Source organism: Spiribacter salilacus, assembly GCF_009649225.1.
GTDB lineage: Bacteria > Pseudomonadota > Gammaproteobacteria > Nitrococcales > Nitrococcaceae > Spiribacter > Spiribacter salilacus.
This window is the reverse complement of record NZ_WJPP01000003.1, coordinates 320,261-344,222: the sequence shown is the minus strand read 5'-3', so window position 1 is coordinate 344,222 and position 23,962 is coordinate 320,261. Positions and strand designations below refer to the sequence as shown.

28 protein-coding genes are annotated in these 23,962 nt (G+C 57.1%); 17 read left to right on the top strand and 11 right to left on the bottom strand.

Annotation, left to right across the window (positions count from 1 at the left end):
* Window positions 1–21: 21 nt before the first annotated feature.
* From GH984_RS07235 to GH984_RS11085, 7 genes are all read right to left on the bottom strand, one after another.
* The gene (locus GH984_RS07235; protein WP_153719529.1) at window positions 22–384 is read right to left on the bottom strand and encodes a hypothetical protein; all 363 of its coding nucleotides are present in this window, start codon (window positions 382–384) and stop codon (window positions 22–24) included.
* A complete protein-coding gene (locus tag GH984_RS07230; protein ID WP_153719528.1) occupies window positions 356–841 on the bottom strand; it encodes a helix-turn-helix transcriptional regulator in 486 nt (161 codons plus the stop codon). Before GH984_RS07230 ends, GH984_RS07235 begins: the two co-directional genes overlap by 29 nt.
* A gap of 70 nt (window positions 842–911) precedes the next feature.
* On the bottom strand, window positions 912–1,010 hold the full coding sequence (locus GH984_RS11140) for a FitA-like ribbon-helix-helix domain-containing protein (protein WP_439959284.1): 99 nt from the start codon (window positions 1,008–1,010) through the stop codon (window positions 912–914).
* A 58-nt stretch (window positions 1,011–1,068) separates the two neighbouring features.
* Window positions 1,069–1,467 (bottom strand): type II toxin-antitoxin system VapC family toxin, encoded by a 399-nt coding sequence (locus GH984_RS07220; RefSeq protein ID WP_153719527.1) that lies wholly within the window; start codon window positions 1,465–1,467, stop codon window positions 1,069–1,071.
* Between the two features lie 3 nt (window positions 1,468–1,470).
* Window positions 1,471–1,716: an antitoxin gene (locus GH984_RS07215; protein WP_216643636.1), complete on the bottom strand. Its 246-nt coding sequence runs from the start codon at window positions 1,714–1,716 to the stop codon at window positions 1,471–1,473.
* 69 nt (window positions 1,717–1,785) lie between these two features.
* On the bottom strand, window positions 1,786–2,148 hold the full coding sequence (locus GH984_RS07210) for a MarR family EPS-associated transcriptional regulator (protein WP_153719526.1): 363 nt from the start codon (window positions 2,146–2,148) through the stop codon (window positions 1,786–1,788).
* Between the two features lie 219 nt (window positions 2,149–2,367).
* Window positions 2,368–2,445: a DUF805 domain-containing protein gene (locus GH984_RS11085; RefSeq protein WP_369691993.1), complete on the bottom strand. Its 78-nt coding sequence runs from the start codon at window positions 2,443–2,445 to the stop codon at window positions 2,368–2,370.
* A gap of 473 nt (window positions 2,446–2,918) precedes the next feature.
* Between GH984_RS11085 and GH984_RS07200 the strand changes: the two genes are divergently transcribed.
* From GH984_RS07200 to GH984_RS07155, 10 genes are all read left to right on the top strand, one after another.
* Window positions 2,919–3,794, top strand: coding sequence for a PaaX family transcriptional regulator C-terminal domain-containing protein (locus tag GH984_RS07200; protein ID WP_153719525.1), 876 nt, complete (start codon window positions 2,919–2,921; stop codon window positions 3,792–3,794).
* 76 nt (window positions 3,795–3,870) lie between these two features.
* The gene (gene pcaF / locus GH984_RS07195) at window positions 3,871–5,076 is read left to right on the top strand and encodes a 3-oxoadipyl-CoA thiolase (RefSeq protein ID WP_153719524.1); all 1,206 of its coding nucleotides are present in this window, start codon (window positions 3,871–3,873) and stop codon (window positions 5,074–5,076) included.
* A 16-nt stretch (window positions 5,077–5,092) separates the two neighbouring features.
* On the top strand, window positions 5,093–6,094 hold the full coding sequence (paaA, locus tag GH984_RS07190) for a 1,2-phenylacetyl-CoA epoxidase subunit PaaA (RefSeq protein ID WP_153719523.1): 1,002 nt from the start codon (window positions 5,093–5,095) through the stop codon (window positions 6,092–6,094).
* A 51-nt stretch (window positions 6,095–6,145) separates the two neighbouring features.
* Entirely contained in the window at window positions 6,146–6,430 is a 285-nt protein-coding gene (paaB, locus tag GH984_RS07185) for a 1,2-phenylacetyl-CoA epoxidase subunit PaaB (RefSeq protein WP_153719522.1), read from the top strand.
* Window positions 6,431–6,447: 17 nt separating this feature from the next.
* Entirely contained in the window at window positions 6,448–7,221 is a 774-nt protein-coding gene (gene paaC / locus GH984_RS07180) for a 1,2-phenylacetyl-CoA epoxidase subunit PaaC (RefSeq protein WP_216643635.1), read from the top strand.
* 12 nt (window positions 7,222–7,233) lie between these two features.
* Window positions 7,234–7,758, top strand: coding sequence for a 1,2-phenylacetyl-CoA epoxidase subunit PaaD (paaD, locus tag GH984_RS07175; RefSeq protein WP_153719520.1), 525 nt, complete (start codon window positions 7,234–7,236; stop codon window positions 7,756–7,758).
* Window positions 7,759–7,778: 20 nt separating this feature from the next.
* A complete protein-coding gene (gene paaE, locus GH984_RS07170; RefSeq protein WP_153719519.1) occupies window positions 7,779–8,855 on the top strand; it encodes a 1,2-phenylacetyl-CoA epoxidase subunit PaaE in 1,077 nt (358 codons plus the stop codon).
* Window positions 8,856–8,876: 21 nt separating this feature from the next.
* Window positions 8,877–9,623: a Phenylacetic acid catabolic protein gene (locus GH984_RS07165; protein WP_153719518.1), complete on the top strand. Its 747-nt coding sequence runs from the start codon at window positions 8,877–8,879 to the stop codon at window positions 9,621–9,623.
* A complete protein-coding gene (gene paaZ / locus GH984_RS07160; RefSeq protein WP_153719517.1) occupies window positions 9,620–11,680 on the top strand; it encodes a phenylacetic acid degradation bifunctional protein PaaZ in 2,061 nt (686 codons plus the stop codon). The genes GH984_RS07165 and paaZ overlap by 4 nt, the downstream gene beginning before the upstream one ends.
* Window positions 11,677–12,291 carry an acyltransferase gene (locus GH984_RS07155; RefSeq protein WP_153719516.1) on the top strand — a complete coding sequence of 205 codons (615 nt, stop codon included), beginning with the start codon at window positions 11,677–11,679 and terminating at the stop codon, window positions 12,289–12,291. Before paaZ ends, GH984_RS07155 begins: the two co-directional genes overlap by 4 nt.
* On the opposite strand, the gene GH984_RS07150 is transcribed toward GH984_RS07155, so the two are convergent.
* Genes GH984_RS07150 through paaG form a run of 4 tightly spaced genes read right to left on the bottom strand, consistent with a single transcriptional unit; the run spans window position 12,281 to window position 15,485 of the window.
* Window positions 12,281–12,880, bottom strand: a complete 600-nt coding sequence (locus GH984_RS07150) for a TetR/AcrR family transcriptional regulator (protein WP_153719515.1) — start codon at window positions 12,878–12,880, stop codon at window positions 12,281–12,283. The two genes, GH984_RS07155 and GH984_RS07150, sit on opposite strands and share 11 nt — an antisense overlap.
* A gap of 21 nt (window positions 12,881–12,901) precedes the next feature.
* Window positions 12,902–14,212, bottom strand: coding sequence for a phenylacetate--CoA ligase PaaK (gene paaK, locus GH984_RS07145; RefSeq protein ID WP_153719514.1), 1,311 nt, complete (start codon window positions 14,210–14,212; stop codon window positions 12,902–12,904).
* A gap of 38 nt (window positions 14,213–14,250) precedes the next feature.
* Window positions 14,251–14,694 (bottom strand): hydroxyphenylacetyl-CoA thioesterase PaaI, encoded by a 444-nt coding sequence (gene paaI / locus GH984_RS07140; protein ID WP_153719513.1) that lies wholly within the window; start codon window positions 14,692–14,694, stop codon window positions 14,251–14,253.
* Window positions 14,691–15,485: a 2-(1,2-epoxy-1,2-dihydrophenyl)acetyl-CoA isomerase PaaG gene (paaG, locus tag GH984_RS07135; protein WP_153719512.1), complete on the bottom strand. Its 795-nt coding sequence runs from the start codon at window positions 15,483–15,485 to the stop codon at window positions 14,691–14,693. Before paaG ends, paaI begins: the two co-directional genes overlap by 4 nt.
* A gap of 105 nt (window positions 15,486–15,590) precedes the next feature.
* Between paaG and paaN the strand changes: the two genes are divergently transcribed.
* The 7 genes from paaN to GH984_RS07100 all read left to right on the top strand — a co-directional run bounded on the left by paaN (window position 15,591) and on the right by GH984_RS07100 (window position 23,849).
* Window positions 15,591–17,246 (top strand): phenylacetic acid degradation protein PaaN, encoded by a 1,656-nt coding sequence (gene paaN, locus GH984_RS07130; RefSeq protein ID WP_153719511.1) that lies wholly within the window; start codon window positions 15,591–15,593, stop codon window positions 17,244–17,246.
* 47 nt (window positions 17,247–17,293) lie between these two features.
* Complete coding sequence (locus tag GH984_RS07125; RefSeq protein WP_153719510.1) at window positions 17,294–18,442, top strand: ABC transporter substrate-binding protein; 1,149 nt, start codon at window positions 17,294–17,296, stop codon at window positions 18,440–18,442.
* A gap of 78 nt (window positions 18,443–18,520) precedes the next feature.
* A complete protein-coding gene (locus GH984_RS07120; protein ID WP_153719509.1) occupies window positions 18,521–19,393 on the top strand; it encodes a branched-chain amino acid ABC transporter permease in 873 nt (290 codons plus the stop codon).
* A 2-nt stretch (window positions 19,394–19,395) separates the two neighbouring features.
* On the top strand, window positions 19,396–20,352 hold the full coding sequence (locus tag GH984_RS07115) for a branched-chain amino acid ABC transporter permease (protein ID WP_153719508.1): 957 nt from the start codon (window positions 19,396–19,398) through the stop codon (window positions 20,350–20,352).
* Entirely contained in the window at window positions 20,349–21,137 is a 789-nt protein-coding gene (locus tag GH984_RS07110) for an ABC transporter ATP-binding protein (protein ID WP_153719507.1), read from the top strand. Before GH984_RS07115 ends, GH984_RS07110 begins: the two co-directional genes overlap by 4 nt.
* Window positions 21,124–21,825, top strand: a complete 702-nt coding sequence (locus GH984_RS07105) for an ABC transporter ATP-binding protein (protein WP_153719506.1) — start codon at window positions 21,124–21,126, stop codon at window positions 21,823–21,825. The genes GH984_RS07110 and GH984_RS07105 overlap by 14 nt, the downstream gene beginning before the upstream one ends.
* A 2-nt stretch (window positions 21,826–21,827) precedes the next feature.
* Entirely contained in the window at window positions 21,828–23,849 is a 2,022-nt protein-coding gene (locus tag GH984_RS07100) for a 3-hydroxyacyl-CoA dehydrogenase NAD-binding domain-containing protein (RefSeq protein ID WP_153719505.1), read from the top strand.
* Window positions 23,850–23,962 lie beyond the last annotated feature (113 nt).

Here is a 23,962-nt window from a genome sequence, read left to right as displayed (position 1 = left end):
CCTGATTGTAATGTAGCGCTTTTAATGATTTGCCGCCATCGCCCGAAACCGCTCATTGGCTTGCGTCAGTTTGTTGAAGGTCCCCTGCGCTCTCAACTCGCTCTTATCCAGCAGTTGGTTAACTACCGAAAGGATGGGTTTGCCCAGATCGGCGCTGTGGCGGCTGAGAAACCAGCTGTAGGGCTGGTGCAGATAGCCTTCCAGCAGGCGCTTGCCGATGCTGTATTCGCGCATCAGGGTAAAACGCAGTTGCGCTCGTGCTTGGTCAGCAGATCGAGAAGCTTTTTGGTCATAAATGGGGACGGATTTATTTGATGCGGCGCGGCAAAGAAAATAGATCTGTCCCCTTTTGGAACTAGGCGGCGAGTTGTGGCCGTGACGCATTCAACGCTAAGACCGCGTGTGCGGTTTCTTTCAGGCTCGCATGCAAGTCGTAACCGCCGCGTTGCTCGAGCCAGTCAATCACTTCGGCGAGATGCCAAATGGCAACACTGCCTTCATGCACGGGCAAGGGAAAACTATGCGGATGTGCCAGCATCAATTTACGCACCGCCTGGCGGCTGACGCCGATGATATCTGCGATGTCGGTGAGGCCGACAAAGTCTGGCGAAGCTTCAACCAGTCGCGCACTCGGCATGGCCTTTTGAATGTCTTGAATGGCGCTTTGCACGGCGGCTTTAGCGCTGGCGGCGTCGCGCGTGAATTCAAGCGCAAGGCGCCCGGGGCGGCCACTACCGATCAGCGCGTCATCACAACCTGCTTCGGCTAATTGTTCAATCAAGGCGTCGATGTCCTGCGTATCGGCACTGAGTTGATAGTTCAATCTGAAGTGATATTCCATCCTTCAATCCTCCGGCTGCCGCTTTTGATACAAGCAGTTGTCAACAACCCGGCGCAATGCGCGTGCGTGGTTAAATGTCGCCGACCTCGTCTTCCATCGACCGGCCATGGGTGGCTGCACGAACGCGCAAACGCTGCTTTAGTTGATCGTGGAGATTGCGAATGGTCATAAATGGGGGACGGGCTTATTTAATGCGGCACAGTGGGGAAAATAAATCTGTCCCCTTTTTAGAGGCGCCACTCTTCGACGGCTAGACCCGGGACTCGATGGAATTCACGCGCGTTGTTTGTCACAACCACCGTATCTTCTGACAGTGCGTGTGCTGCGATCATCAGATCCATATTGCCGATCGGTTGCCCTTGCTTCTCCAGCATGTAGCGCACCCTAGCGTGATGATGGGAAGCCTCAACAGGCCAAGGCCGCACTTCAAAGCCCGCGAGCCAGGCCTCAATAGCTGTTTGGAATCGAGGAGACCTGAGTTTTTCTGCTCCAAAGCGCAGTTCGGCCGCCACAATCGCAGAAATCCAAATTTTATTCGCGGATAACGCCGAGAATCGTTCAATCACGCTATCGGGACGCCTTCGCAGGATGTAACTGCAGATGTTGGTGTCCAGCGTCCGCAGCATGCCCTAGGACCAGTCTCGCTCCTGAGGCGGCTGATCGTCGCGTTCGACAAGAAAATCGTCGGGGAAGGCTTCGGTGTCTGCGTAAAATGCGCGAAGCCATTCACCCAGGTTCTGTGGGGTCTGCGTTTGCGGCTTGATCAGGTAAGCATCACCCACCTGCTCGATCAGCACTTCGCTGGCATCGATGCGCAACTTGGCGGGCCAGCGGATGGCTTGGCTGCGCCCACTCATGAATAGTTTGGCCGACATCGACATGGCTCTAGGCTCCCAGCACATTTTTGAATATTACATTGTAATATGACATGGTTGTCAAGCCCTTCATGGAACAGTGCCTCTGCCCTCGACCGAAGCCCGCAACTGCGCAATCTCCTGCTCTAGCGCTTCGTATTCCGCCTCTTTGCGGCGCAGAAATCGCCAAGTCAGGCGCGTTTTTTCTTCGATGCCCTTTGGCGTGAGCAGGTAGGCGTAGCGCAGCTTGCGATTGCTCTGCTGAAAATTCTGCAGCTTAATCAGGCCCTTCGCCCCCAGCGCCCGCAAACAATAATTGGCCTTGCCCAGGCTTACACCCAGCTCCCGCGCCAGCGCGCGCTGACTCATATTCGGATCCTCATGCAGCACGTTAAGCGCACGCCATTGCAGCTCTTCATGCCAACGGGCTTGGGTGTCTTTGAAGGGTTCCATATTGGGCTTTAGGCGGGGCTGGGCGGGCTTTGGCGGGCTTTGGGCACGCTACCGCCGGGAAAGCAGCCGCCTGTCGGGCAGTTAGCTACTCTCGTCAGTTCATACCTTGAACTACGAGACTAACTGGAATTAGGGAGTTTGTGGTCAAATCGGCGCAAGAGAATACATTGAAATTCAATGACATATGTTGGTGGGATTTGGGGCGGGGAGTAAGCCGATTCATTGCTGCCACCAACCGCTAAAGTTGATGTCGTGGAGGCGGCGGGCGCCGACTGACAGAAGTGGGATGATCAGCAACAGGCTGAACCACCAGAATTCGGCCCGCGTGGCGGTTCCCGAGAACTGGAAGCTGCGTTCAGGTTAGGCGCTGGAGGTGCGGAGTTCTGTGATGCAGTTAGCAGGTGGTGGTGTGGTTGGAAGGTGGTGGTGCGGTTGCACCGCGAATAAGGCGGAGTGGGTTACCGTTATTTCGCGCTGTAGGGAAATTTATGCGAAATGAGAATCGCTCTGCCGATCGGCAGAAATTTACCTAGGGGGCTAACAGGCATTATCCATCCCCCCCCCTCCTTTCTTCCTCCGGCGGGCGCGGAGCTAGAGGAGTGGGTACTACTATTCGTGCCCTAGGGAAATCTATGCGAAACGAGAATCCCACTGCCAGAAGGCTCACATGGCTGCAGGCCGTGTCAACGAGACCGCACCCGTTAAAATAACCTCAAGCAAGAGGCACAAGTTGCGTATGATTACGCTCGGTTAAAGCAAACTTCAAAAGCATGTCATCAGAAAAAATCAAACCGTCTGATGCGGGGGCGTGGCTGGCCAGTTTAGTTGCACAGCCGCCGCGAGCCGCACGCTTTATCGTTACCGTCTACGGAGATGCGGTTGTACCCCGCAGGGGTATTTTGTGGATGGGCACTTTAATTGAGATCGCTAATGCGGCGGGGTTGAGCGAGTCGCTCGTTCGTACCGCTGTCTCGCGGTTGGTGGCGGCAGGCCAGCTGATTGGTGAGCGGGTGGGCCGGCGCAGTTATTATCGGCTGACCGACCCCGCCCGGGTGGAATTTTCTGCTGCTGAATCTGTTTTGTTTTCAGGGCAGCCTGATGCCAAAGGCTGGGTGTTTTTTATGCCGGAGAACTCCAATCAACTTATGCCTGATGATTTTGCATTGATTGCTAAGGGGGTATATCTGGGGCCGGATAAGACCGGTCAGCGTTTTCCGCCCGGCTTGGTATTTCATAGCAGCACTGTTGAGGGGGCGGCAATGCTGCCGGGTTATGTCAGTCAGTATTGGGATCTGGCTAGCGTATCTGCTGCGTATGCGCGCGTGATTGATCGATTTGCCCCGCTGGCTGACATGATGGCCGCGGGCGTGAGCCTATCGCCGGAAGACAGCCTTATCGCACGCCTGCTGCTGGTAGACGATTTTCGAGCGGCTGTTTTGCAGGACCCACGCTTGCCGCCGAATGCCCTGCCAGCGGATTGGCCGCGCCAAGAGGCGACGGCACTATTTGCCTCACTCTATTTATCACTAACGCCACAAGCTGATTCACATATCGGAGCGATTTTTCGCGATGCCTCCGGTGTGCTGCCCGCATCGACGCCGCAAACGGTTCACCGCTTAGCCGCCCTAAAAGCATCACTAAAATAATAAGAAAAAATTTTGCGTGTGATGTTTTCTCGTGTATAACGAAATTTGTAACGGTCTAGAAGTGGAGAGCAGTGTAATGACGGATGCGTTCATCTGCGATGCGGTACGCACACCAATCGGGCGATACGGCGGGGCCCTTGCCTCGGTTCGCGCCGATGATTTAGGCGCGTTGCCGCTAAAGGCATTGATGGAGCGCAATCCGCAATTGGATTGGTCTAAAGTAGACGATCTGATTTATGGCTGCGCCAACCAGGCCGGCGAAGATAACCGAAATGTAGGCCGTATGGCGGTGCTACTGGCCGGAATGCCCACTATGGTGCCGGCAACAACAATTAATCGTCTTTGTGGCTCGGGCATGGATGCCGTTGGCATGGCGGCGCGTGCGATTAAGGCTGGAGACTGCGAACTGGTCATTGCCGGCGGTGTGGAGAGCATGAGCCGCGCGCCCTTTGTTATGCCCAAGGCAGAAAGCCCATATTCCCGGGCCAACGCTGTTTACGACACAACCATCGGCTGGCGTTTTCCCAACCCAAAACTACGCGAAGTTTACGGAACGCATTCGATGCCGGAAACGGCCGACAATGTGGCCGAAGATTATGACATTTCGCGTACTGACCAAGACGCATTTGCCGCCCGCAGCCAAGCCCGATGGGCCGCCGCACAACAGGCAGGCATCTTTAGTCAAGAAATCGTTCCCGTGCAGGTTCCGCAGCGCAAGGGCGACCCGCTGATCGTCGACACTGATGAGCATCCACGCCCCGGCACCACGGCCGAAAAACTCGCAGGTTTAAAAGGCGTCAACGGCCCTGATCTGACAGTCACGGCCGGCAATGCATCTGGTGTGAATGATGGGGCAGCCGCCCTGATTGTTGCCTCTGAGGCCGCTGCGCGTGCACAGGGGCTTACGCCGAAAGGCCGAGTAGTGGCCATGGCCGCCGCCGGCGTTGCACCACGAATTATGGGCGTCGGTCCAGCGCCCGCCGTGCGCAAGGTGCTAGAGCGCGCCGGCATGACGCTTGATCAGATGAACCTGATTGAACTGAATGAGGCATTTGCCGCTCAGGCCTTGGCCGTGCTGCGTGAGTTGGGCTTGCCTGACGATGCTGACCATGTAAACCCAAACGGTGGCGCCATTGCCATGGGGCACCCCTTGGGTATGAGCGGTGCACGATTGGTGACCACTGCGTTGTATCAGCTCCATCGGTCCGGTGGACGCTATGCGCTTTGCACCATGTGCATTGGGGTAGGCCAAGGAATTGCCATTATTATCGAACGCGTTTGAAGAGGAGATAACTAAGATGTATGCACAAATGATAAAAACAGACGCCAGTGACATCAAAAAACATCACGAACTAACCGCAGAAGAGCGCGCTTTTCAGGAGCGTGTGGATCGTGGGGAAAAAATTGAGCCTAAGGCATGGATGCCGGAGGGGTATCGCAAAACGCTGATCCGCCAAATCGGCCAGCACGCGCATTCCGAAATTGTCGGCCAACTGCCCGAGGGCAATTGGATTACGCGCGCACCCACGCTGGAGCGCAAGGCAATTCTGCTGGCAAAAGTACAGGATGAGGCCGGACATGGCCTGTATCTTTACTGCGCAGCCGAAACGCTGGGCGTGAGCCGTGACGAGCTGCTAGAAAAACTGCACAACGGCAAGATGAAATATTCATCGATCTTTAATTATCCAACACTTAACTGGGCCGATATGGGTGCCGTTGGCTGGCTGGTGGACGGTGCCGCGATCATGAATCAGGTGCCGCTGCAGCGCACCAGCTATGGCCCTTACAGCCGCGCGATGATTCGTATCTGTAAGGAAGAAAGTTTTCACCAGCGGCAGGGCTACGACATCATGATGAAGATGGCCCAAGGCACGCCCGAGCAAAAGGCGATGGCGCAGGATGCGCTGAACCGGTTCTGGTATCCGTCGCTCATGATGTTTGGCCCGTCAGACGCCGACTCAATCCATTCCGTCCAGTCGATGGCCTGGAAGATCAAGATGAACACCAATGACGAGTTGCGTCAGAAGTTCGTCGATCAAACGGTGCCGCAGGCCGACTATCTGGGCCTGACCATTCCTGACCCCGATCTGAAATGGAACGAGGAGAAAGGTTGTTACGACTTCTCGCAGCCAGACTGGTCGGAGTTCTTCGAGGTGATCGCGGGCAACGGCCCGTGTAACAAAGAGCGTTTGGGCGCGCGGGTCAAGGCATGGGAAGACGGTGCCTGGTTCCGGGATGCCCTAACTGCTCACGCCGAGAAGGCTGAGGCACGCCGCCGGGGCGAAACCGCCGCCGCGTAATGAGCCGTTGATAAATTCAGCTTTGCGACTTGCTCGCAAGGGAGGAGACTTATGTCTAGCGAATGGCCCCTTTGGGAAATTTTTATTCGTGGTCAGCACGGCCTTAATCATCGCCATGTTGGGAGCCTACATGCGCCCGATGCCGAAATGGCGATTAAAAACGCGCGCGATGTCTACACCCGTCGGAATGAGGGTGTGTCTATCTGGGTGGTGAAATCCGGCGAGATCACGGCGTCCAGCCCGTCTGATAAAGGGCCGCTGTTCGAGCCGTCAAACTCGAAGGTTTATCGGCATCCGACTTTCTACGATATTCCTGATGAAGTGGGGCATATGTGATGTCGTCGCTACCTAATATGAACCCCCCAAACATAGACACGCAGGCCGCGCTATTCGAGTTCCTGCTGCAGATGGGTGACAACACGCTGATCCTCGGCCATCGGGTTTCAGAATGGTGCGGTCACGCGCCTGTGCTGGAGGAAGACATCGCGCTGGCGAATACCGCGCTTGACCTGATCGGTCAGACGCAGCTTTGGCTGGGCCTTGCCGGTGAGATCGAGGGGCAGGGGCAGACTGCTGATAATCTTGCCTACCTGCGTGATGCCGCCCAGTTCCGCAATGTATTGCTGGTCGAGCGTCCAAATGGCGATTTTGGTAATACGATCATGCGCCAACTTCTATTCGACGCTTGGCACCATGAGATGCTAAAGGCGCTGCAAAACTCAGCAGAACCGCGCGTGGCCGAAATCGCCGCAAAGGCGTTAAAGGAAGTGTTCTATCAGTTTGAACGCTCGGCCGATCTCGTCATTCGAATGGGTGATGGTACGGAAGAAAGCCATCAGCGCATGCAGGCATCGCTCGATGACAACTGGCCCTATACGGGTGAGTTGTTCGTGGCGAGTGTGAGTGATATGGCTTTAGCCGAAGCGGGTATTGCCCCGGCTGCCGATAGCCTGAAAGCGGGCTGGGATGCGAGCGTGAATGACATTCTGGAACAGGCCACTCTCAAGCGCCCCGAGAGCGGCTATATGCATCAGGGCGGCAAGCGAGGCATTCATACCGAGCACCTCGGATTTATTCTAGCCGACATGCAGTTCCTACAGCGGGCCTATCCTGGCGCCACCTGGTAAGGAGGAAAGCTGATGCACGCAACAACTCTGCCCTCAACCGAGCAGGTCTGGCACTGGTTGTCTGAAGTGCCAGATCCGGAAATACCGGTTATCAGCCTGACTGATCTAGGCATCATTCGCGGTATTAGCTGGGATGACGACACGCTGGTTGTTACGGTCACCCCTACCTATTCGGGCTGCCCTGCAACCACGGTGATCAACTTCGACATCGAGAAAAAACTCCGCGATGAGGGGATCGAGAAACTGCGGTTGCAACGGCAACTCTCGCCGCCCTGGACAACGGATTGGATTAGCGCTGAGGGTCGGGAAAAGTTGCGCGATTACGGTATTGCCCCGCCAATCGATGGCACGGCTGCCAGCGGACGCCTGAAGTCTCGAGTAGAAAGAATGGCGGGCACATCCAAGTTGGCCATCGCCTGCCCCCATTGTGACTCATGCAATACCGAGCTGGTCAGCCAATTCGGCTCTACCCCCTGCAAGGCATCCTACCGCTGCAAGGACTGCCTCGAACCCTTTGACTATTTCAAATGCATCTGAGGATGCGGAGGTAACGCAGCATGGCACGTTTTCATCCTCTCGAAGTTACCGATGTCCGCCGCGAGACCCGCGATGCGGTTGTGGTTACCTTAAAGCCGCGCGCTGAAGACGCGGAGGCCTTCGATTTCACCCAGGGCCAGTACCTGACTTTTCGCCGCGATTTTGATGGCCAAGAACTGCGCCGATCCTATTCAATCTGTGCAGGCAAAGACGAGGGCGTACTGCGCGTTGGCATTAAGCGTGTTGATGGCGGCGCGTTTTCGACCTGGGCGAATGAGGAACTCAACCCCGGTGCAGTGTTGGATGCGATGCCGCCGATGGGCAAATTCTACACCTCGATTGAACCCGATGCAGACAAGCATTATCTCGGCTTTGCCGGCGGATCGGGCATCACACCGGTTTTGTCGATCATTAAAACCGTGCTAGCGCGAGAGCCAAAATCAAAATTCACCCTCGTCTATGCTAATCGACAAATCAATTCGATCATGTTCCGCGAAGAGCTGGAGGATTTGAAGAATCTGTATCTCGGGCGTTTCTCGGTGATTCATGTTCTTGAAACCGAGGGGCAGGAGATCGACCTGTTCACCGGCCGCATCGATGATGAAAAAATGAAGGGGCTGTTCGAGCGCTGGATCGATGCCGGATCGATCGACACCGCCTTTATTTGTGGCCCCGAACCGATGATGCTAACCATCGCCGCCTCGCTGCGAGACCATGGGCTCAGCGATGATCAGATTAAGTTTGAGCTGTTTGCGTCGGGCCAGCCGGGCCGCGCTAAGGCCCGGCCCGTCAGCAAGCAGACCCATGACACGGCCGAAACAACCGAGGCAACGGTAATGCTGGATGGCACAAGCCGTACTTTCCAGATGGAATCGCGCGATATGAGCGTCTTGGATGCCGCGCTCGCCAATGATCTGGACGCGCCCTACTCGTGCAAGGCTGGCGTGTGCTCTACCTGCCGCTGCAAGGTCTTGGAGGGCGAGGTCGAAATGGCAGTTAACCATGCGCTTGAAGATTATGAAGTACGCGCGGGCTATGCACTGAGCTGCCAGGCCATCCCGCTAACTGACAAAGTGGTTATCAGCTACGACGAATAATCAGCGGCGAAGGGAAAAGCCATGTCTGACACTATGAATATCGAAGATTATCTGGAGCAAGGGGGCGTACTGACCTCGCCGATGAATGTGCCGGCCCGCTACCGAGGTGAGTTACTACGGCTGATGGGATCGTTTGTTGACAGTGAGCTGGCCGGATCGGCTGGGTTTGCGGCCTCGATCAACTTTGCGCCAGGCATTAAGGAGCGCATCGCCGCCAGCCGGATCACGCTAGAAAAGGCTGATCATGCCGAGCGCGTGCTTAATGTGATGGGCAGTTTTGGCACCGACACGGCGCGCTATCAAAACCAGCATAACTGGGCCGCACGGGCCGAGCGTGATGCCGATATTGGCACCATTCGAACCGGTGGCGACATGCGCCTGTCCGTTTTTCACTATCCCATTACGGGCTGGGCGGATGCAGTGGTGATGAATGTGCTGATGGGCTTGGCCACCGGTGTGCAGATTACCGAATTGACGCGGCTTTCCTATGCGCCGCTTGCCGAGGTTTTTCGCGAAATTGCCCCGCGTGAAGCTCGCCATGCCGAGCTGGGGCTAGAGGGGCTGGAGCGTATCATGGCCAACAACGAGCAGCGTGAAGAGGCGCTAGAGTCCATCGCTTACTGGCGCCCTCGCGTTGCGGCAACTTTCGGCCATGCCGGATCACAGCGTTTTGAGACGCAAAAACGCCTCGGACTGCGGCATACCCCAAATGAGGATCTGCTGGCCGAATGGAATAACCAGCTCGACACAAGGCTTTCAACACTATGATGATATCGACCGGAGCGCCCCGCAAACTAGAAAGTTATGTTTGCGGGGAATGGACGCGTGGAACCGGAGACGGGGTCCCCCTGCTGAATGCCGCCACCGGCACCCCGGTTGCCTTGGTCGACTCAACCGGTATTGATTTTCGAGGGGCTTTAGCATGGGGCCGCGACCGTGGCGGTCGGGCCCTGCGTGCCATGTCGTTCCATGAGCGTGCGCTGATGCTCAAGGCAATGGGGCTGGCCCTGATGGAGATGAAAGAAGAGTTCTACGCCGAAAGCCTTGCCACCGGAGCCACGCGCGCTGATGCTTGGGTCGACATTGAGGGCGGCATCGGCACCTTGTTGGCCTTTGCCTCCAAGGCACGCCGTGAGTTACCCAACACCCGCGTTTTGGTGGATGGTGATGTCGAGCCGTTGTCAAAAGACGGCAGCTTCATCGGGCAGCATATCTTTACCCCACTGCAGGGCATTGCCATTCATATTAACGCGTTCAACTTTCCCTGCTGGGGCATGCTGGAGAAGATCGGGCCAAACCTGCTGGCCGGGGTGCCCTTTATTGTTAAACCTGCCTCACAGACGGCCTATCTGACCGAGTTGATGTGCCGCCGGATGATCGACTCCGGCATTTTGCCTGACGGCGCAATTCAACTAATCAGCGGCTCGGCGGGCGACATGCTCGACCATGTAACCGGCCAAGATGCTGTTACCTTTACCGGTTCGGCTTCAACAGGGCAAAAGCTGAAAACTCATCCGGCGGTTATCGAAAATGCAACACGCTTCACGATGGAGGCCGATAGCCTGAATGCTTCGGTGCTCGGCCCCGATGCCGCACCGGGCAGTGAGGAGTTTGATCTATTTGTTAAGGAAGTCGCACGCGAGATGACCGTCAAGGCGGGGCAGAAATGCACGGCAATTCGCCGCGTCATTGCGCCTCGCCAGCATGTCGATGCTTTAATTGCGGCGCTGTCTGCGCAGCTGGATAAAGCCACACTAGGTAACCCGGCTGATGAAGGCGTGCGCATGGGCCCCTTGGCTAGCCTGGATCAGCGCGATGAAGTGCGTGCACGCATTGCCGAATTACAGGCCGATGCCGAGATTGTGGCCGGTAATCCTGACGATGTGCGCATTGTATCGGGCGATGCCGAAAAAGGCGCTTTCCTCAACCCGGTGCTCATGCTCTGTAACTCGCCTTTCGCCGCGCAGGCTGTTCACGATGTCGAGGCCTTTGGCCCCGTCTCGACCCTTATGCCTTATGACACAATGGACGAGGCGGTTGAGCTTGCCCGGCGTGGCAAGGGGTCGCTATGCGCTTCGGTCTTCACAGATGACCCGTCGGTAGCCGAAGAGATGGTAATCGGCATGGCGCCGTTCCATGGCCGCGTGCTAATTGGTAATCGCCGCTCGGCAAAAACCTCAACCGGTCATGGTTCACCCCTAGCGCCGCTGGTGCATGGCGGGCCGGGCCGCGCCGGCGGGGGCGAGGAAATGGGCGGCATGCGTGGCGTTAAGCATTACATGCAGCGCACCGCTGTTCAGGGCGCGCCTCGCCTGCTCTCGGCGGTAACCGGCCGCTGGATCGAAGGCGCTGACTCGCAGCAAGGCACTCACCCATTCCGCAAATCGCTATCCGAGCTGCAGATTGGCGATCAGCTAGTCACAGCCAGTCGCCAGATAACGCAGGCTGATGTTGAGCATTTTGCCGAGTTCACTGGCGATACTTTTTATGCCCATATGGATAGCGCGGCGGCGTCGGCCAACCCCTTCTTTGATGATCGGGTAGCCCATGGCTACTTGGTTGCCTCTTTTGCCGCTGGTCTTTTTGTAGACCCGGCGCCCGGTCCGGTACTAGCCAATTACGGCGTCGATAACATGCGCTTTCTTACCCCGGTCTATTTCGGAGATACGCTACAAGTGCGCCTGACCTGCAAGGAGATTAACCCGCGCGCCACTGCCGACTATGGCGAGGTACGCTGGGATTGTCAGGTCACCAACCAAGACCATGCCGTGGTGGCGCAATATGATGTATTAACCATGGTGGCCAAAACTTGGGCTGAGACATGAGTCGTATTTACGCCTGGGATGGGATCGTGCCGGTTGTCGACCCAAGCGCTTTTGTACACCCGGAGGCCGTCATCATCGGCGATGTCATCGTCGGCCCAATGTGCTATGTCGGGCCGTGTGCAGTGCTGCGTGGCGATTTTGGCCGCATCATTCTTAAGGCAGGATCCAACGTGCAGGAGACCTGCGTTATACACTCCTTCCCCGAAAAGGATGTAATCATCGAGGAGGAGGGGCATATCGGCCATGGTGCCGTTCTGCATGGCTGTCATATCGGGCGTAACGCTATGATCGGCATGAATGCGGTGGTCATGGACGAGGCGGTGGTGGGTAACAACACGCTTGTCGGCGCCATGGCCTTTGTGAAGGCAGGCGCGCAAATCCCGCCCAACAGCATGGCGGTTGGTTCCCCGGCTAAGGTTGTGCGTGAGTTGACTGAAGACGAGATTGACTGGAAGCGCCGGGGCACCGGGATCTATCAGCAGCTAGCCAAAGAGTCTGGCGATAAACTACGCCCCGCTTCGCCGCTAAGCGCGCCTGAGGAAAATCGCCGTCGCGTTACGGCACCCGTCTACGACCCGCTGATCCTAGAGCGCACCCAACTCAGCGAATAGCGCTAACGCCGTCGAGCATCAGCGTGGTTACCATATCTGCGTACTCTTGACGGCTCAGCGGGCCAGAGTCTCTGAACCACATATAAAGCCAGTTCATAATGCCGAACAAGGACATGGTCACTGGCGTTAATAAAGGACGTTGCTTGCTATCCAGATCTGGGTTCAGATCACGCAGAATCGTCGCAAACCGACGCACAATCTGCCGCTCGATTGTGGTGAGCGCAGTCTTTTGATCGTTGTTCAAGCTTGATAAGGCATTTAACTGCATCGTGTGCTCAACATCGCTGCCCTGATAGCACTCCAGCACCGTGGCAATGAGCCGCGCCAACCGCTGCCGGGGCGGAAGGGCTGGATCGTCTGCCGCGACAATCGCCGCGTCTAGCTCTTCCAGATGCGTGTAGATAATGGCAAAGATCAACGCGTCTTTGCTGGGGTAATAGTGATAAAGCAGGGCTTTCGAGACATTTGCCTGACTCGCGATGAGCGACATAGAGGCCTTGCTCATACCCTGTTCGGCAAATACCGCAGCCGCGCTGTGCAGTATGCTTCGCTGCTTGTCTTCGAAATCGTCTGCTCTTACTCGCGCCATTATCTCTCAGTAACCAGTTAGTTAATTTGCTGGACGGTTGTCCACTACGCGCTGGGCCTTGCCTGCCGAGCGGGCAATAGCCTCGGGGTCCTGTACATCAATCCGTGCCGTAACCCCGACGACGGATTTAATGTGATGCGCGAGTTCCTTCGCTGACGCGGCGCGCGCCCCCTCGTCTGCCTGGGTGGGGGCACATTCAACGTGAACCGTCATGTTATCCATGCGCCCGTCTCGACCCAGCTCAATCTGAAAATGCGGCGTCAGCCCCTTGCATTTCAATATCTGCTCTTCGATTTGGGTTGGAAAGACATTCACTCCGCGCAGGATAATCATATCATCGCTGCGGCCGGTGATCTTCTCCATACGCCGCATTGTGCGGGCCGTACCTGGTAACAGACGGGTCAGATCGCGCGTGCGATAGCGCACCATCGGCAACCCTTCCTTAGTCAAGGTGGTGAAAACCAGCTCGCCCATCTCGCCATCGGGGAGAACTTCGCCCGTATTCGGGTCGATAATCTCAGGGTAGAAGTGGTCTTCCCAGATATGCAGGCCATCCTTGGTCTCAACACATTCCTGAGCAACGCCAGGGCCCATCACCTCAGACAGGCCGTAGATGTCGACGGCTTGCATGTTAAAGGCGTCTTCGATTTCCCGGCGCATCGCATTGGTCCAGGGTTCGGCGCCGAAAATGCCAACCTCAAGGGAAGATTCCCGTGGGTCGAGACCCTGACGGTGGAATTCGTCGAGGATCGAGAGCAGATAAGACGGCGTGACCATAATGATTCGCGGCTTAAAATCGTTAATCAGTGTCACCTGCCGCTCGGTCATTCCGCCTGAAATCGGAACGACAGTACAGCCCAGACGCTCGGCTCCGTAATGGGCGCCAAGCCCGCCGGTGAATAAACCGTAGCCATACGCGTTGTGCAGTATATCGCCGGGGCGCCCGCCAGCGGCACGAATTGAGCGTGCAATTAGGTTTGACCAGTGGTCAATATCATCGGCGGTATAGCCCACCACGGTTGGCTTGCCGGTGGTGCCAGATGACCCGTGGATGCGGACAAGTTTTGCCTGCGGCACCGCAAACATCCCGAATGGATAAGTGTCGCGCAAATCCTGCTTGGTTGTGAACGGAAATTTTGCGATATCTGCCAGCGTTTTCAGATCATCGGGATGGACATCATGCTCGATGAACCGCTTGCGATAGAAGGGCGAGTTCTCGAACGCGTGCTTAAGCGACCGCCTCATGCGGTGGAATTGTAACGCCTCAATTTCTTCTCGAGAGGCAATTTCGATCGGATCCAGATCCTGCTCGCGGGGTTTAAAGTCTTGCATTCTGTCCTCCTCCGAAAATAGCTGCACCGGTTATTTGTTTATTCAGGTATACGGGTGCTGGCGATCATGCGTGAATGACCGCGAAACTCGGCCACAGCCACGCCTTCTTGGTTGGTAACACGGATGTCGTAAATGCCGGATCGGCCGCGTCGTGAAACCTCAGTCGCGACGGCAGAAAGCTGGTCGCCAATATTGACCGGGTGCACAAAAGAGATCGAGCAATGCTGCGCGACTTCAACGGCATTGTAGCTGTTGCAGGCAAAGGCAAAGGCGCTGTCGGCCAGCGTAAAAATGTAGCCGCCATGGCAGGTGCCGTGCCCGTTCGACATGGCCTGAGTGACGGTCATAGACAGGGTTGCCTCGCCCGGGCCGACGTGATCCAGCTTCATGCCAAGGGCCTGGCTGGCCCCGTCGTCTCGCCACATGGCTTCCGCCGAGGCTTCGGCAAGTTCCTGTGGGGTCATCTCTGATACTTTTTTCATTGGCCTTTAAACTCCGGTGCGCGCTTTTCAAGGAAGGCAGCCACCCCTTCGGCATAATCGGCGCTGCGGCCGGCCATGCGCTGAAGATCGCGCTCCATATCAAGCTGCTCGTCTAGGCTATGCGTTGCAGCGGCCTGAATCAGGCGCTTAGTCAGGCCGAGCCCCAGCGTCGGCCCGGCAGCAAGGCGTGTGGCAAGGGCGGTTGCTTCTTCCATTAACGTATCATCGGGCAGCGCCTTCCAAATCATGCCCCATTCTGCCGCGGTTTGAGCACTGATCGGCTCGGCTGTCAGCGCAAGCGCTTTGGCCCGGGGCTCGCCCAGAATGCGTGCCAGGTTCCAGCTGCCGCCGGCATCGGGGATCAGGCCAATCTTAGAAAATGCCTGTATAAATCGTGCCGACTCGGCAGCTAAAACGATATCGCAGGCCAGCGCAATATTTGCGCCGGCGCCCGCGGCCACACCGTTAACCGCACAGATCACCGGCTTTTCAAGCGTGCGGATTAATCGCAGCGTGGGGTTGTAGAAGGTGTCCAGCGTATGGCCGAGATCAGGCGTCGGCCCGCCCTTGCGTGGGTCGCGATCGCCCAGATCCTGCCCGGCAGAAAAGCCCCGCCCAGCACCAGTTAGTAAAACAGCCCGAATCTCTGCATCTTCGTGCGCGCGCTCGACTTGGCTGCGCAGGGCAAGGTGCATTTCTTCATTAAAAGAGTTCAACTTATCCGGCCGGTTTAGCGTGAGGCGCAACACGCCCTGCTGTACCTCGTCCAGTACTGCTTTATCTCCGGTCATCCCAAATTCCTCCTCGTGCGGTTTTTTTTGACATTGCAAAAAAAATCTTGCATAAACCGACCGTTCGGTCAATCATAACCCAAACTAGGCAGGAGGGGTAGCTCTATGACGGTGCTTTTCGATACCCATCGTGGATTGCTCGAGGAGGCGCTGCGCGCTTTAGAGACACGCGGGTTCTGGACGCCGTTTCCCGAAGTCCCAAGCGGTAAGATTTACGGCGAGTCAGCGCGTGACGAGGGTCAGACGGCCTTCGATTCATCTATCGGCAACCCCTTCGAGCTTCCCGAGCACCCGGGTGCAAATTCCGTTGGCGCAGAGGCTTCGCCCTGGGGCTTTGATCTTGGAATCACCTATCCGGCAGCTGATGTCTCAGACCTGGTCGCAGCTTCGCAGGCCGCGGCGCCGGCTTGGGTAGAAGCGGGTCCAAAGGCGTGGGTAGGCGTGTGCCTCGAAATCCTAACGCGTTTGAACCGCATGAGTTTTCAGATGGGCCATGCCGTCATGCACACGTCCGGACAGGCATTTCCGATGGCCTTTCAGGCTGGCGGACCGCATGCACAAGATCGTGGGCTTGAGGCCGTTGCCATGGCCTGGTCCGAAATGGTCCGCGTGCCGGAGACAGCGATCTGGGAAAAGCCGCAGGGCAAGGGGTCGCCCCTTGTCCTTGAGAAGCACTGGCAGATCATGCCGCGCGGCCTTTCGCTGATTATCGGATGCAATACGTTTCCCAACTGGAATAGCTATCCGGGTCTCTTTGCAAGCCTTGCCACCGGCAACACGTTAATTGTGAAGCCACACCCCTCAGCGATTCTGCCACTAGCCCTAACGGTTCGCGTTGCGCGCGAGGTGCTAACCGAGGCAGGCTATCCTGCCGACACAGTGCTGTTGGCCCCGGATGCAACCGGCGCCGAAATCACGCAGAACCTGGTTCGCGACCCGGCCGTGCGCATCATTGATTACACCGGTTCAAATGTCTTCGGCGAATGGGTTCGGAGCCATGCTGGAGCGGATACACAGGTCTACACCGAAGAGACCGGCGTTAATAGTATCGTGATCGCCGCCACAGATGACTTTGCCGGCATGTGTGCAAATATCGCCTTTTCATTATCGCTTTACTCAGGGCAAATGTGCACCGCGCCGCAGAATATCTTTATTCCACGCGCCGGGATCGACACAGACGAGGGGCAGAAAAGTTTTGATGAGGTTGCGCAAGGCATCTCGGCTGCGGTCGACGCGCTGTTATCAGACCCAATGCGCGCCTCGGGTGTCTGCGGAACACTGGCTAACCCGGCAACGGCCGAGCGCGTGGCAAATGCCCATGCCCTTGGGCGGGTGATTCGCGAGAGCCATGCGCTGGATGAGGGGCGCAGTGCCAGCCCTCTGATTCTGGCGGTTGAAGCTGGCGAAACAGACGCCTTCGAAAATGAGTGTTTCGGCCCAATCTCGTTCATTGTTGCGGTCGACGATGCCAAGGCCGGTGTGGCTGTCGCCGCTGATCTCGCGCAGCACAAGGGCGCAATCACCGCAGCGCTGTATGACACTGATGAGGACCGAATATCGGATGCAGCCGCCGCCTTCGCGCGCGCTGGGGTGAACCTATCGATTAACCTGACCGGCAATATTTATGTAAATCAAAGCGCCGCTTTTAGTGACTTTCATGTTACGGGCGCAAACCCGGCCGGCAATGCCAGCCTGACAGATGCGGCCTTTGTTGCAAACCGTTTTCGGGTTGTGATGTGGCGTCGCCCACGCGCGGCTTGAAATTCGCTTGAATTGATATAAAAGCAATAGAGAGAGAGGAGAAAACCATGATAAACAAAACCCTGACAACCAAGGCCTTAACCGGCATCCTAGCCCTTGGGCTAGCCGGCACAACTATGGCCGAAATTCGTATCGGCTCCACGCTGTCTGAAACCGGACCCGCCTCGTTCCTCGGCGATCCAGAGGCCAAAACCCTACGCATGCTGGTAGACGAGGTTAATGCCGCTGGCGGCATTAATGGCGAGCAGATTGATCTGATCATGTATGACGATGCTGGCGACCCAAACCGAGCACGAACCTTTGCCACCCGCCTGATTGAGGACGACGAGGTTGTCGCGATTATTGGCGGTACCACCACCGGCACCACTCTAGCGATTATGCCGATGGTTGATGAGGCCGAGATCCCGTTTATTTCAATGGCCGGTGCGATTCAGATTATCGACCCGGTGCAGCCCTTTACCTTTAAAACGCCACATACCGATCGCATGGCTTGCGCTCGCATCTTTGATGACATGCAGGCTCGTGGCATCACAACGATCGGCATGATTTCGGGTACGGGCGGATTTGGCTCGTCGATGCGCGATCAGTGCCTAGACATCGTGGGCGACTACGGAATCGAGGTGGTTGCGGATGAGCGTTATGGAGGGCAGGACGCGGATATGACGCCACAGCTGACAAACATTCGTGGTAAAGACGGCATTCAAGCCATTCTGAACCCAGGGTTTGGTCAGGGGCCGGCTATCGTGACCCGCAACTACTCACAGCTGGGTATCGATCTGCCACTCTATCAGTCGCATGGCGTTGCCTCGCAGGGCTTTATCGATCTAGCCGGACCTGAAGCCGCCGAGGGTGTCCGCCTGCCGGGCACGGCTCTGCTGGTGGGTGATCAGCTAGACGATAATGATCCACAAAAGTCCGTTGTTTTGGACTACTCAGCAGCCTATGAGGCCGAGTACGGCATGCCGGTAACGACGTTCGGGGGCTATGCCCACGATGCCTTCCGCCTGCTCGTTGACGCTATCGAGCGTGCTGGTTCGACCGAATCGCAGGACATTCGCGATGCGATTGAAGCCACTGACGGGCTAGTTGGTACCACCGGTATCTACACCATGTCGCCAGAGGATCACCTCGGCCTCGATATCAGTGCGTTTCGGATGCTGGAAATCCGCGATGGCGGATGGATGCTAGCCGACTGATGCTTGTCGGCCGGGTGCACATTGCACCCGGCCCTTCCCGGAGCTGCTCCGGGTTGTTTCTTTGCGGAGTAGACCAACATGCCTGAGCTCATGCAATTTCTTTTTTCTGGCGTGACCGTCGGCGCAGTGTATGCGCTTGTCGCGTTAGGATTTACGATTATCTATAACGCTTCTGATGTCGTGAATTTCGCGCAGGGCGAATTTGCGATGCTGGGCGGAATGATTGCCGTTTTTGCCGTTTCGGCTGGTATGCCCCTACCACTAGCGGCAGTGGTGGCCATCATCGTGACTGGGTTGATCGGTATCGGCCTCAACAAACTGGCTATCGAACCTGCGCGGGGCGCACCGGTGGTTTCGCTCATCATTATTACGATCGGAGCGGCCATTTTCATTAAGGGCGCGACCAAGCTGATCTTCGATAAGCAGCTACACCGCTTACCGGCCTTTTCCGGAGACACCCCAATTCAGCTCATGGGGGCAACGATCCTGCCACAGAGCCTTTGGGTGATTGCCGGGGCAATCGGTGTATTCATCGGCCTGTGGCTGTTCTTTACGCGCACCCTGATCGGGCGTGCGGTATTAGCAACCTCAAACAATCGTCTAGCGGCGCAATTGGTGGGTATCAACATCAAGTGGGTGATGACGTTGGCCTTCAGTCTGTCTGCTGCCATCGGGGCTTTGGCAGGCGTTCTGATTACGCCGATCACGCTCACTAGCTATGACGTGGGTATCGCGCTGGCGCTGAAAGGCTTTGCCGCTGCGATGCTGGGCGGCATGGGCAACCCTAAGGGCGCGTTGGTTGGCGGTATTGTTTTAGGCCTACTCGAAGCAATGACCGCCGGCTACATCAGCTCTCAATATAAAGATGCGGCCGCATTTATCGTAATCCTCATGGTGCTGTTTTTCATGCCGCAGGGTCTTTTCGGTCTCAAATCAACGGATAGGGTGTAATCATGCGGATCAGTTCTAAACAGATCACCCTCCTGGTGCTACTGGCTCTGATCGCGGTGGCGCCCTTCTTCTTTCCTTCATCTTTTTACTACCGCGTCGGCGCGCTGGTTTTCATTAATGGGCTTGCGGTGGTGGGCATCGTGATTCTGACAGGCTATGCCGGTCAGATCAGCCTAGGGCACGCAGGTTTTGCCGGTATAGGCGCTTATGCCTGTGCGCTTGCGCCAGCGCATCTGGGCATCCATGTCGGCCTTGCCGCCATCCTCGGCGCTCTGATCTCGGCAGTTATCGCCTATTTGGTGGGGCGCCCGATTCTGCGTTTGCACGGGTATTATCTAGGTGTGGCGAGTTTGGGCTTTGGCATTCTAGTGGCGATGGTCCTGTCGAATGAAGGCCAGTTGACAGGCGGCCCCGACGGAATCGCGGTTAATGATTTGGGCCTTCGTAGCGTACTAAACGATATGGGGCTCAGCCTGACTAACTCTGAGTTTTGGTATGCCTTCAGCGGACTTACCCTGGTTGTAGGGGCATGGCTTGCGTTGAACCTGTACAACAGCCCTACCGGGCGCGCCTGGCGGGCCCTGCACGGCTCTGAGGTGGCAGCACGAACAGTAGGCGTCGACGTGGCGCGCCTGAAATTGCAGGCCTTTGTGATATCGGCTGTCTATGCCTCTATCGCGGGGTCTCTGCTGGCGCTGCAAAACCGCTTTATCACACCCGAAGTCGCAGGCTTCATGCACTCGATCGAGATGGTTACCATGGCCGTGCTTGGCGGCGTCGGATCTGTGCTCGGAGCCATCTTCGGCGCAATAATCTTAACGGTGCTGCCGCAGGCACTCACCGTCTTTGCCGAACACGAAATGATGGTGCTCGGCCTAGTGATGATGCTGGTGATGATCTTCATGCGCGAAGGCGTTGTTCCAACGCTTCTGCGCTTTTTTCGGGGGAGAGGAGAATGAGTCTTCTGTCAATCGAAGGGCTGAGCATCGAGTTTGGTGGCGTGCGTGCCGTCCACGATGTCAGCTTCAATCTGAAAGCGGGTGAGATCGTTTCGGTCATTGGGCCCAACGGGGCTGGCAAAACGACGCTATTTAATATGATTTCGGGCATCTATTTGCCCGGAAGCGGCAAGGTCATGCTCGATGGTGAAGATGTGACCGGTGTAGCCCCGCATCTGTTGGCCCGACGCGGCTTATCACGAACCTTTCAAAATCTGCAGATCTTTCAGCAGATGACCGTACTGGAAAACGCGATCGCCGGTTATCACTTGAAGGAAGGCGGGCATGTGCTGGCCGACATGTTGAACTTGCCCTCCTCCCGTAAGCGGGCTAAAGCCGCAACTGAGGGGGCGCATGCCTTGCTGGAGCGCGTTGGCTTATCGCGCGCTGCTGAGCAGGAGGCTGGCAATCTGTCTTACGGCGCACTCAAACGGCTAGAGATTGCCCGCGCATTGGCGCTGAGCCCGCGTGTTCTGCTGCTAGATGAACCCGCGGCAGGCTGTAATGCCGTGGAGACCGAGGAGATCGATAACCTGATCGCCGAGGTGGCAAGAGAGGGTGTCGCCATCCTTTTGGTAGAACATGACATGAAGCTAGTCATGCGGATCTCAAATCACCTCGTCGTGCTGGATCACGGCGAAAAAATTGCAGAGGGCGATCCGGCCACGGTCAGCCAAAATCCGGATGTTATCGCCGCTTATCTGGGAACCCAGGCCGAGGAGGAGGCGAGCCATGCTCACAGTTGAGGGACTCCGCTCGCGCTACGGGCGGATCGAGGTACTACACGGGATCGATCTGACCGTTACCTCAGGGGAGATCGTTACCGTAGTAGGAGCGAACGGCGCGGGTAAGACCACGCTTTTACGTTGCCTGTCTGGCGTGCAGCCAGTCACCGCTGGGTCGATCACATTTCGTGGTGAGGCTTTTACTTCGGTACCCGCGCATCGACGGTTAAAGCTAGGCCTTGCGCAGGCACCCGAGGGGCGGCAGATTTTCACCAATCTATCGGTTGAGGAAAACCTGCGCCTCGGGGCATTTTTATTTAACGACGAGCGCGTGCATCGTGACATGGAAAATGCGTTTAACATGTTCCCGATCCTTAAAGAAAAGCGCAATCAGGTGGCCGGCGGGCTTTCTGGCGGCCAGCAGCAGATGTTGGCCATTGCCCGGGCACTGATGGGTCGGCCTGCGTGTTTATTACTTGACGAGCCCAGCATGGGCCTTGCGCCGCTGCTGGTGCAGCAGATTTTCGATGTCATTCAGGGGTTGAAAGCACTCGACGTCACTGTTTTGCTGGTTGAACAAAACGCCTTTGGTGCGTTGTCAATCGCCGACCGGGGATACGTGATGGAAACGGGTCAGATCGTCATGGGAGGCCCGGCGGAAGATCTGATAGCCGATCCGCGCATTCGCGAAGCTTATCTAGGAATCTGACCATGCTTGTATCGATCGCTCATGAAGGCAACATTGCCGTCGTTACCATTGACAACTCGCCCGTCAATGCACTGAGCCAGGCCGTGCGCTACGGCCTCTGCGAGGCCATTGATGCGCTGGATGCCGATCCGAATGTTCAGGCGGTAGTGCTGATCTGCGCCGGGCGCACCTTCATCGCGGGCGCCGATGTGAACGAATTCGGGAAACCGCCTACACCGCCGTATCTGCCCGATGTCGTCTCACGCATCGAAACGGCGGCCAAGCCCTGGGTTGCCGCAATCCACGGCTCCGCTTTAGGCGGCGGCTTTGAAGTAGCGCTCGGCTGCCGCTTCCGTGTGGCGATGCCCGATGCGTCGGTTGGATTGCCGGAGGTAACCCTAGGAATCGTGCCCGGCGCCGGGGGCACGGTGCGCTTGCCCCGTTTGACGTCTGCGGAGCAGGCGGTGGCAATGGTCACATCCGGCAGGCCCATCAAGGCCCCGCGTGCACAGAGCCTGGGGGTGATCGATGCGGTGGTTAATGGCGATGATCTGCGGGCCGGCGCCGTGGCCTTCGCGGCCGAGGCTCTCACACGCCCGCTGCCTGAGCCGATTTGTAACCGGACTCCGGCGACCGTGTCTGATGAGTTTTGGTCTGAGCAGCAAGCCGCCGTGGCCAAATCAGCTAAGGGGGCGGCAGCACCGCTGCGGGCGCTGGCCTGTTTAAAACAGGCGGTCACAACAGATTTTGCCAGTGCGCTGGCGTTTGAGCGCGAGACCTTTTTACAGCTGCGCGGATCAGATGAGGCCACGGCCTTACGCCACGTGTTTTTTGCCGAACGCGCCGCTACGCGCCCGCCATCCATTAAAGGCGTAACGCCTCGGCCCATTGCAAAGGCTGCCGTGATCGGTGGCGGCATTATGGGCGCGGGTATCGCTGCAGCACTGCGAAATGCCGGTATGCCGGTGGTAATGGTTGAACGAGACGATGAAACCCTTGCTCTGGGTCTCAATAAACTGGGCGGGATTTTTGACGGCGCGGTCAAGCGTAACCGCCTAACGCCCGAGCAACGGGAAGAGCGCATGGCCGGTGTTACCGGAACCACAAATTATGCGGATTTAGCCGATGTGGATCTGGTGATAGAAGCTGTGTTTGAGGAGCTCTCCGTCAAGCAGGCCGTCTTTGAGCAGTTGGGTGCCGTGTGTCGTTCTGACGCTGTGCTGGCAACTAATACCTCCTATCTCGACCCGCGCGATATTGTTGTCGGTCTGCCCCATCCAGAACGGTTTATCGGCCTGCATTTCTTTAGCCCCGCCCATGTAATGAAGCTACTGGAAGTGGTGCCGACCCCTAACACTGCGCCCGAGGTGCTGGCAACGGGATTTGCCCTGGCCAAGCGGCTAGGCAAAATGCCCGTACAGGCGGGGATCTGCGATGGATTTATCGGCAACCGCATCCTGAAACGCTACCGCGCTGCCGCTGAGGATTTGGTTCGGAACGGCGTTGCAATTGCTGAGATAGATGCCGCGATGCGCGACTTCGGCATGGCGATGGGCCCTTTTGAGGCGCAGGACTTGGGCGGCTTAGACATCGCCTTTTTGCAGCGCGAGGGCGCGCGATCGCGCGGCGAGGATGTCGCGCCCACACTCGGTGACATTCTGGTTCGCGCTGGCCGCAAGGGACAAAAATCAGGCGGCGGGTGGTACGACTATGCTGCCGGCGACCGCAAGCCAAAGCCATCTGCGGCGGTCGAAGAACTGCTAGCTGGAGAAATCCACGCCGGATCCGGATCGCAAATAACCCGAGACGCGATTGCTCAGCGCTTGCTAGCCGAAATGGCTGAGGAGGGCGCCCTAATCCTCTCGGAAGGTATCGCAGCCCAGCCTGCCGACATTGATCTAGTCAAAATCCATGGCTATGGCTTCCCCCGCTGGCGCGGCGGCCCGATGTTCCATGCGATACAGCGGGGCGCAGAAGCCCTGGAGCAGGACCTCGGGCGGGCGCTATCGCCGGCGTTGAGTAAGGTTCTCGGTACTGCGGCCTAGCGGAGTGGGTTACCGTTATTTCGCCCCCTAGGTAAATCTATGCGAAACGAGAATCGCTCTGCCGATCGGCAGAAATTTACCTAGGGGACCAGAGGGCGTTACCCCATCGCTGC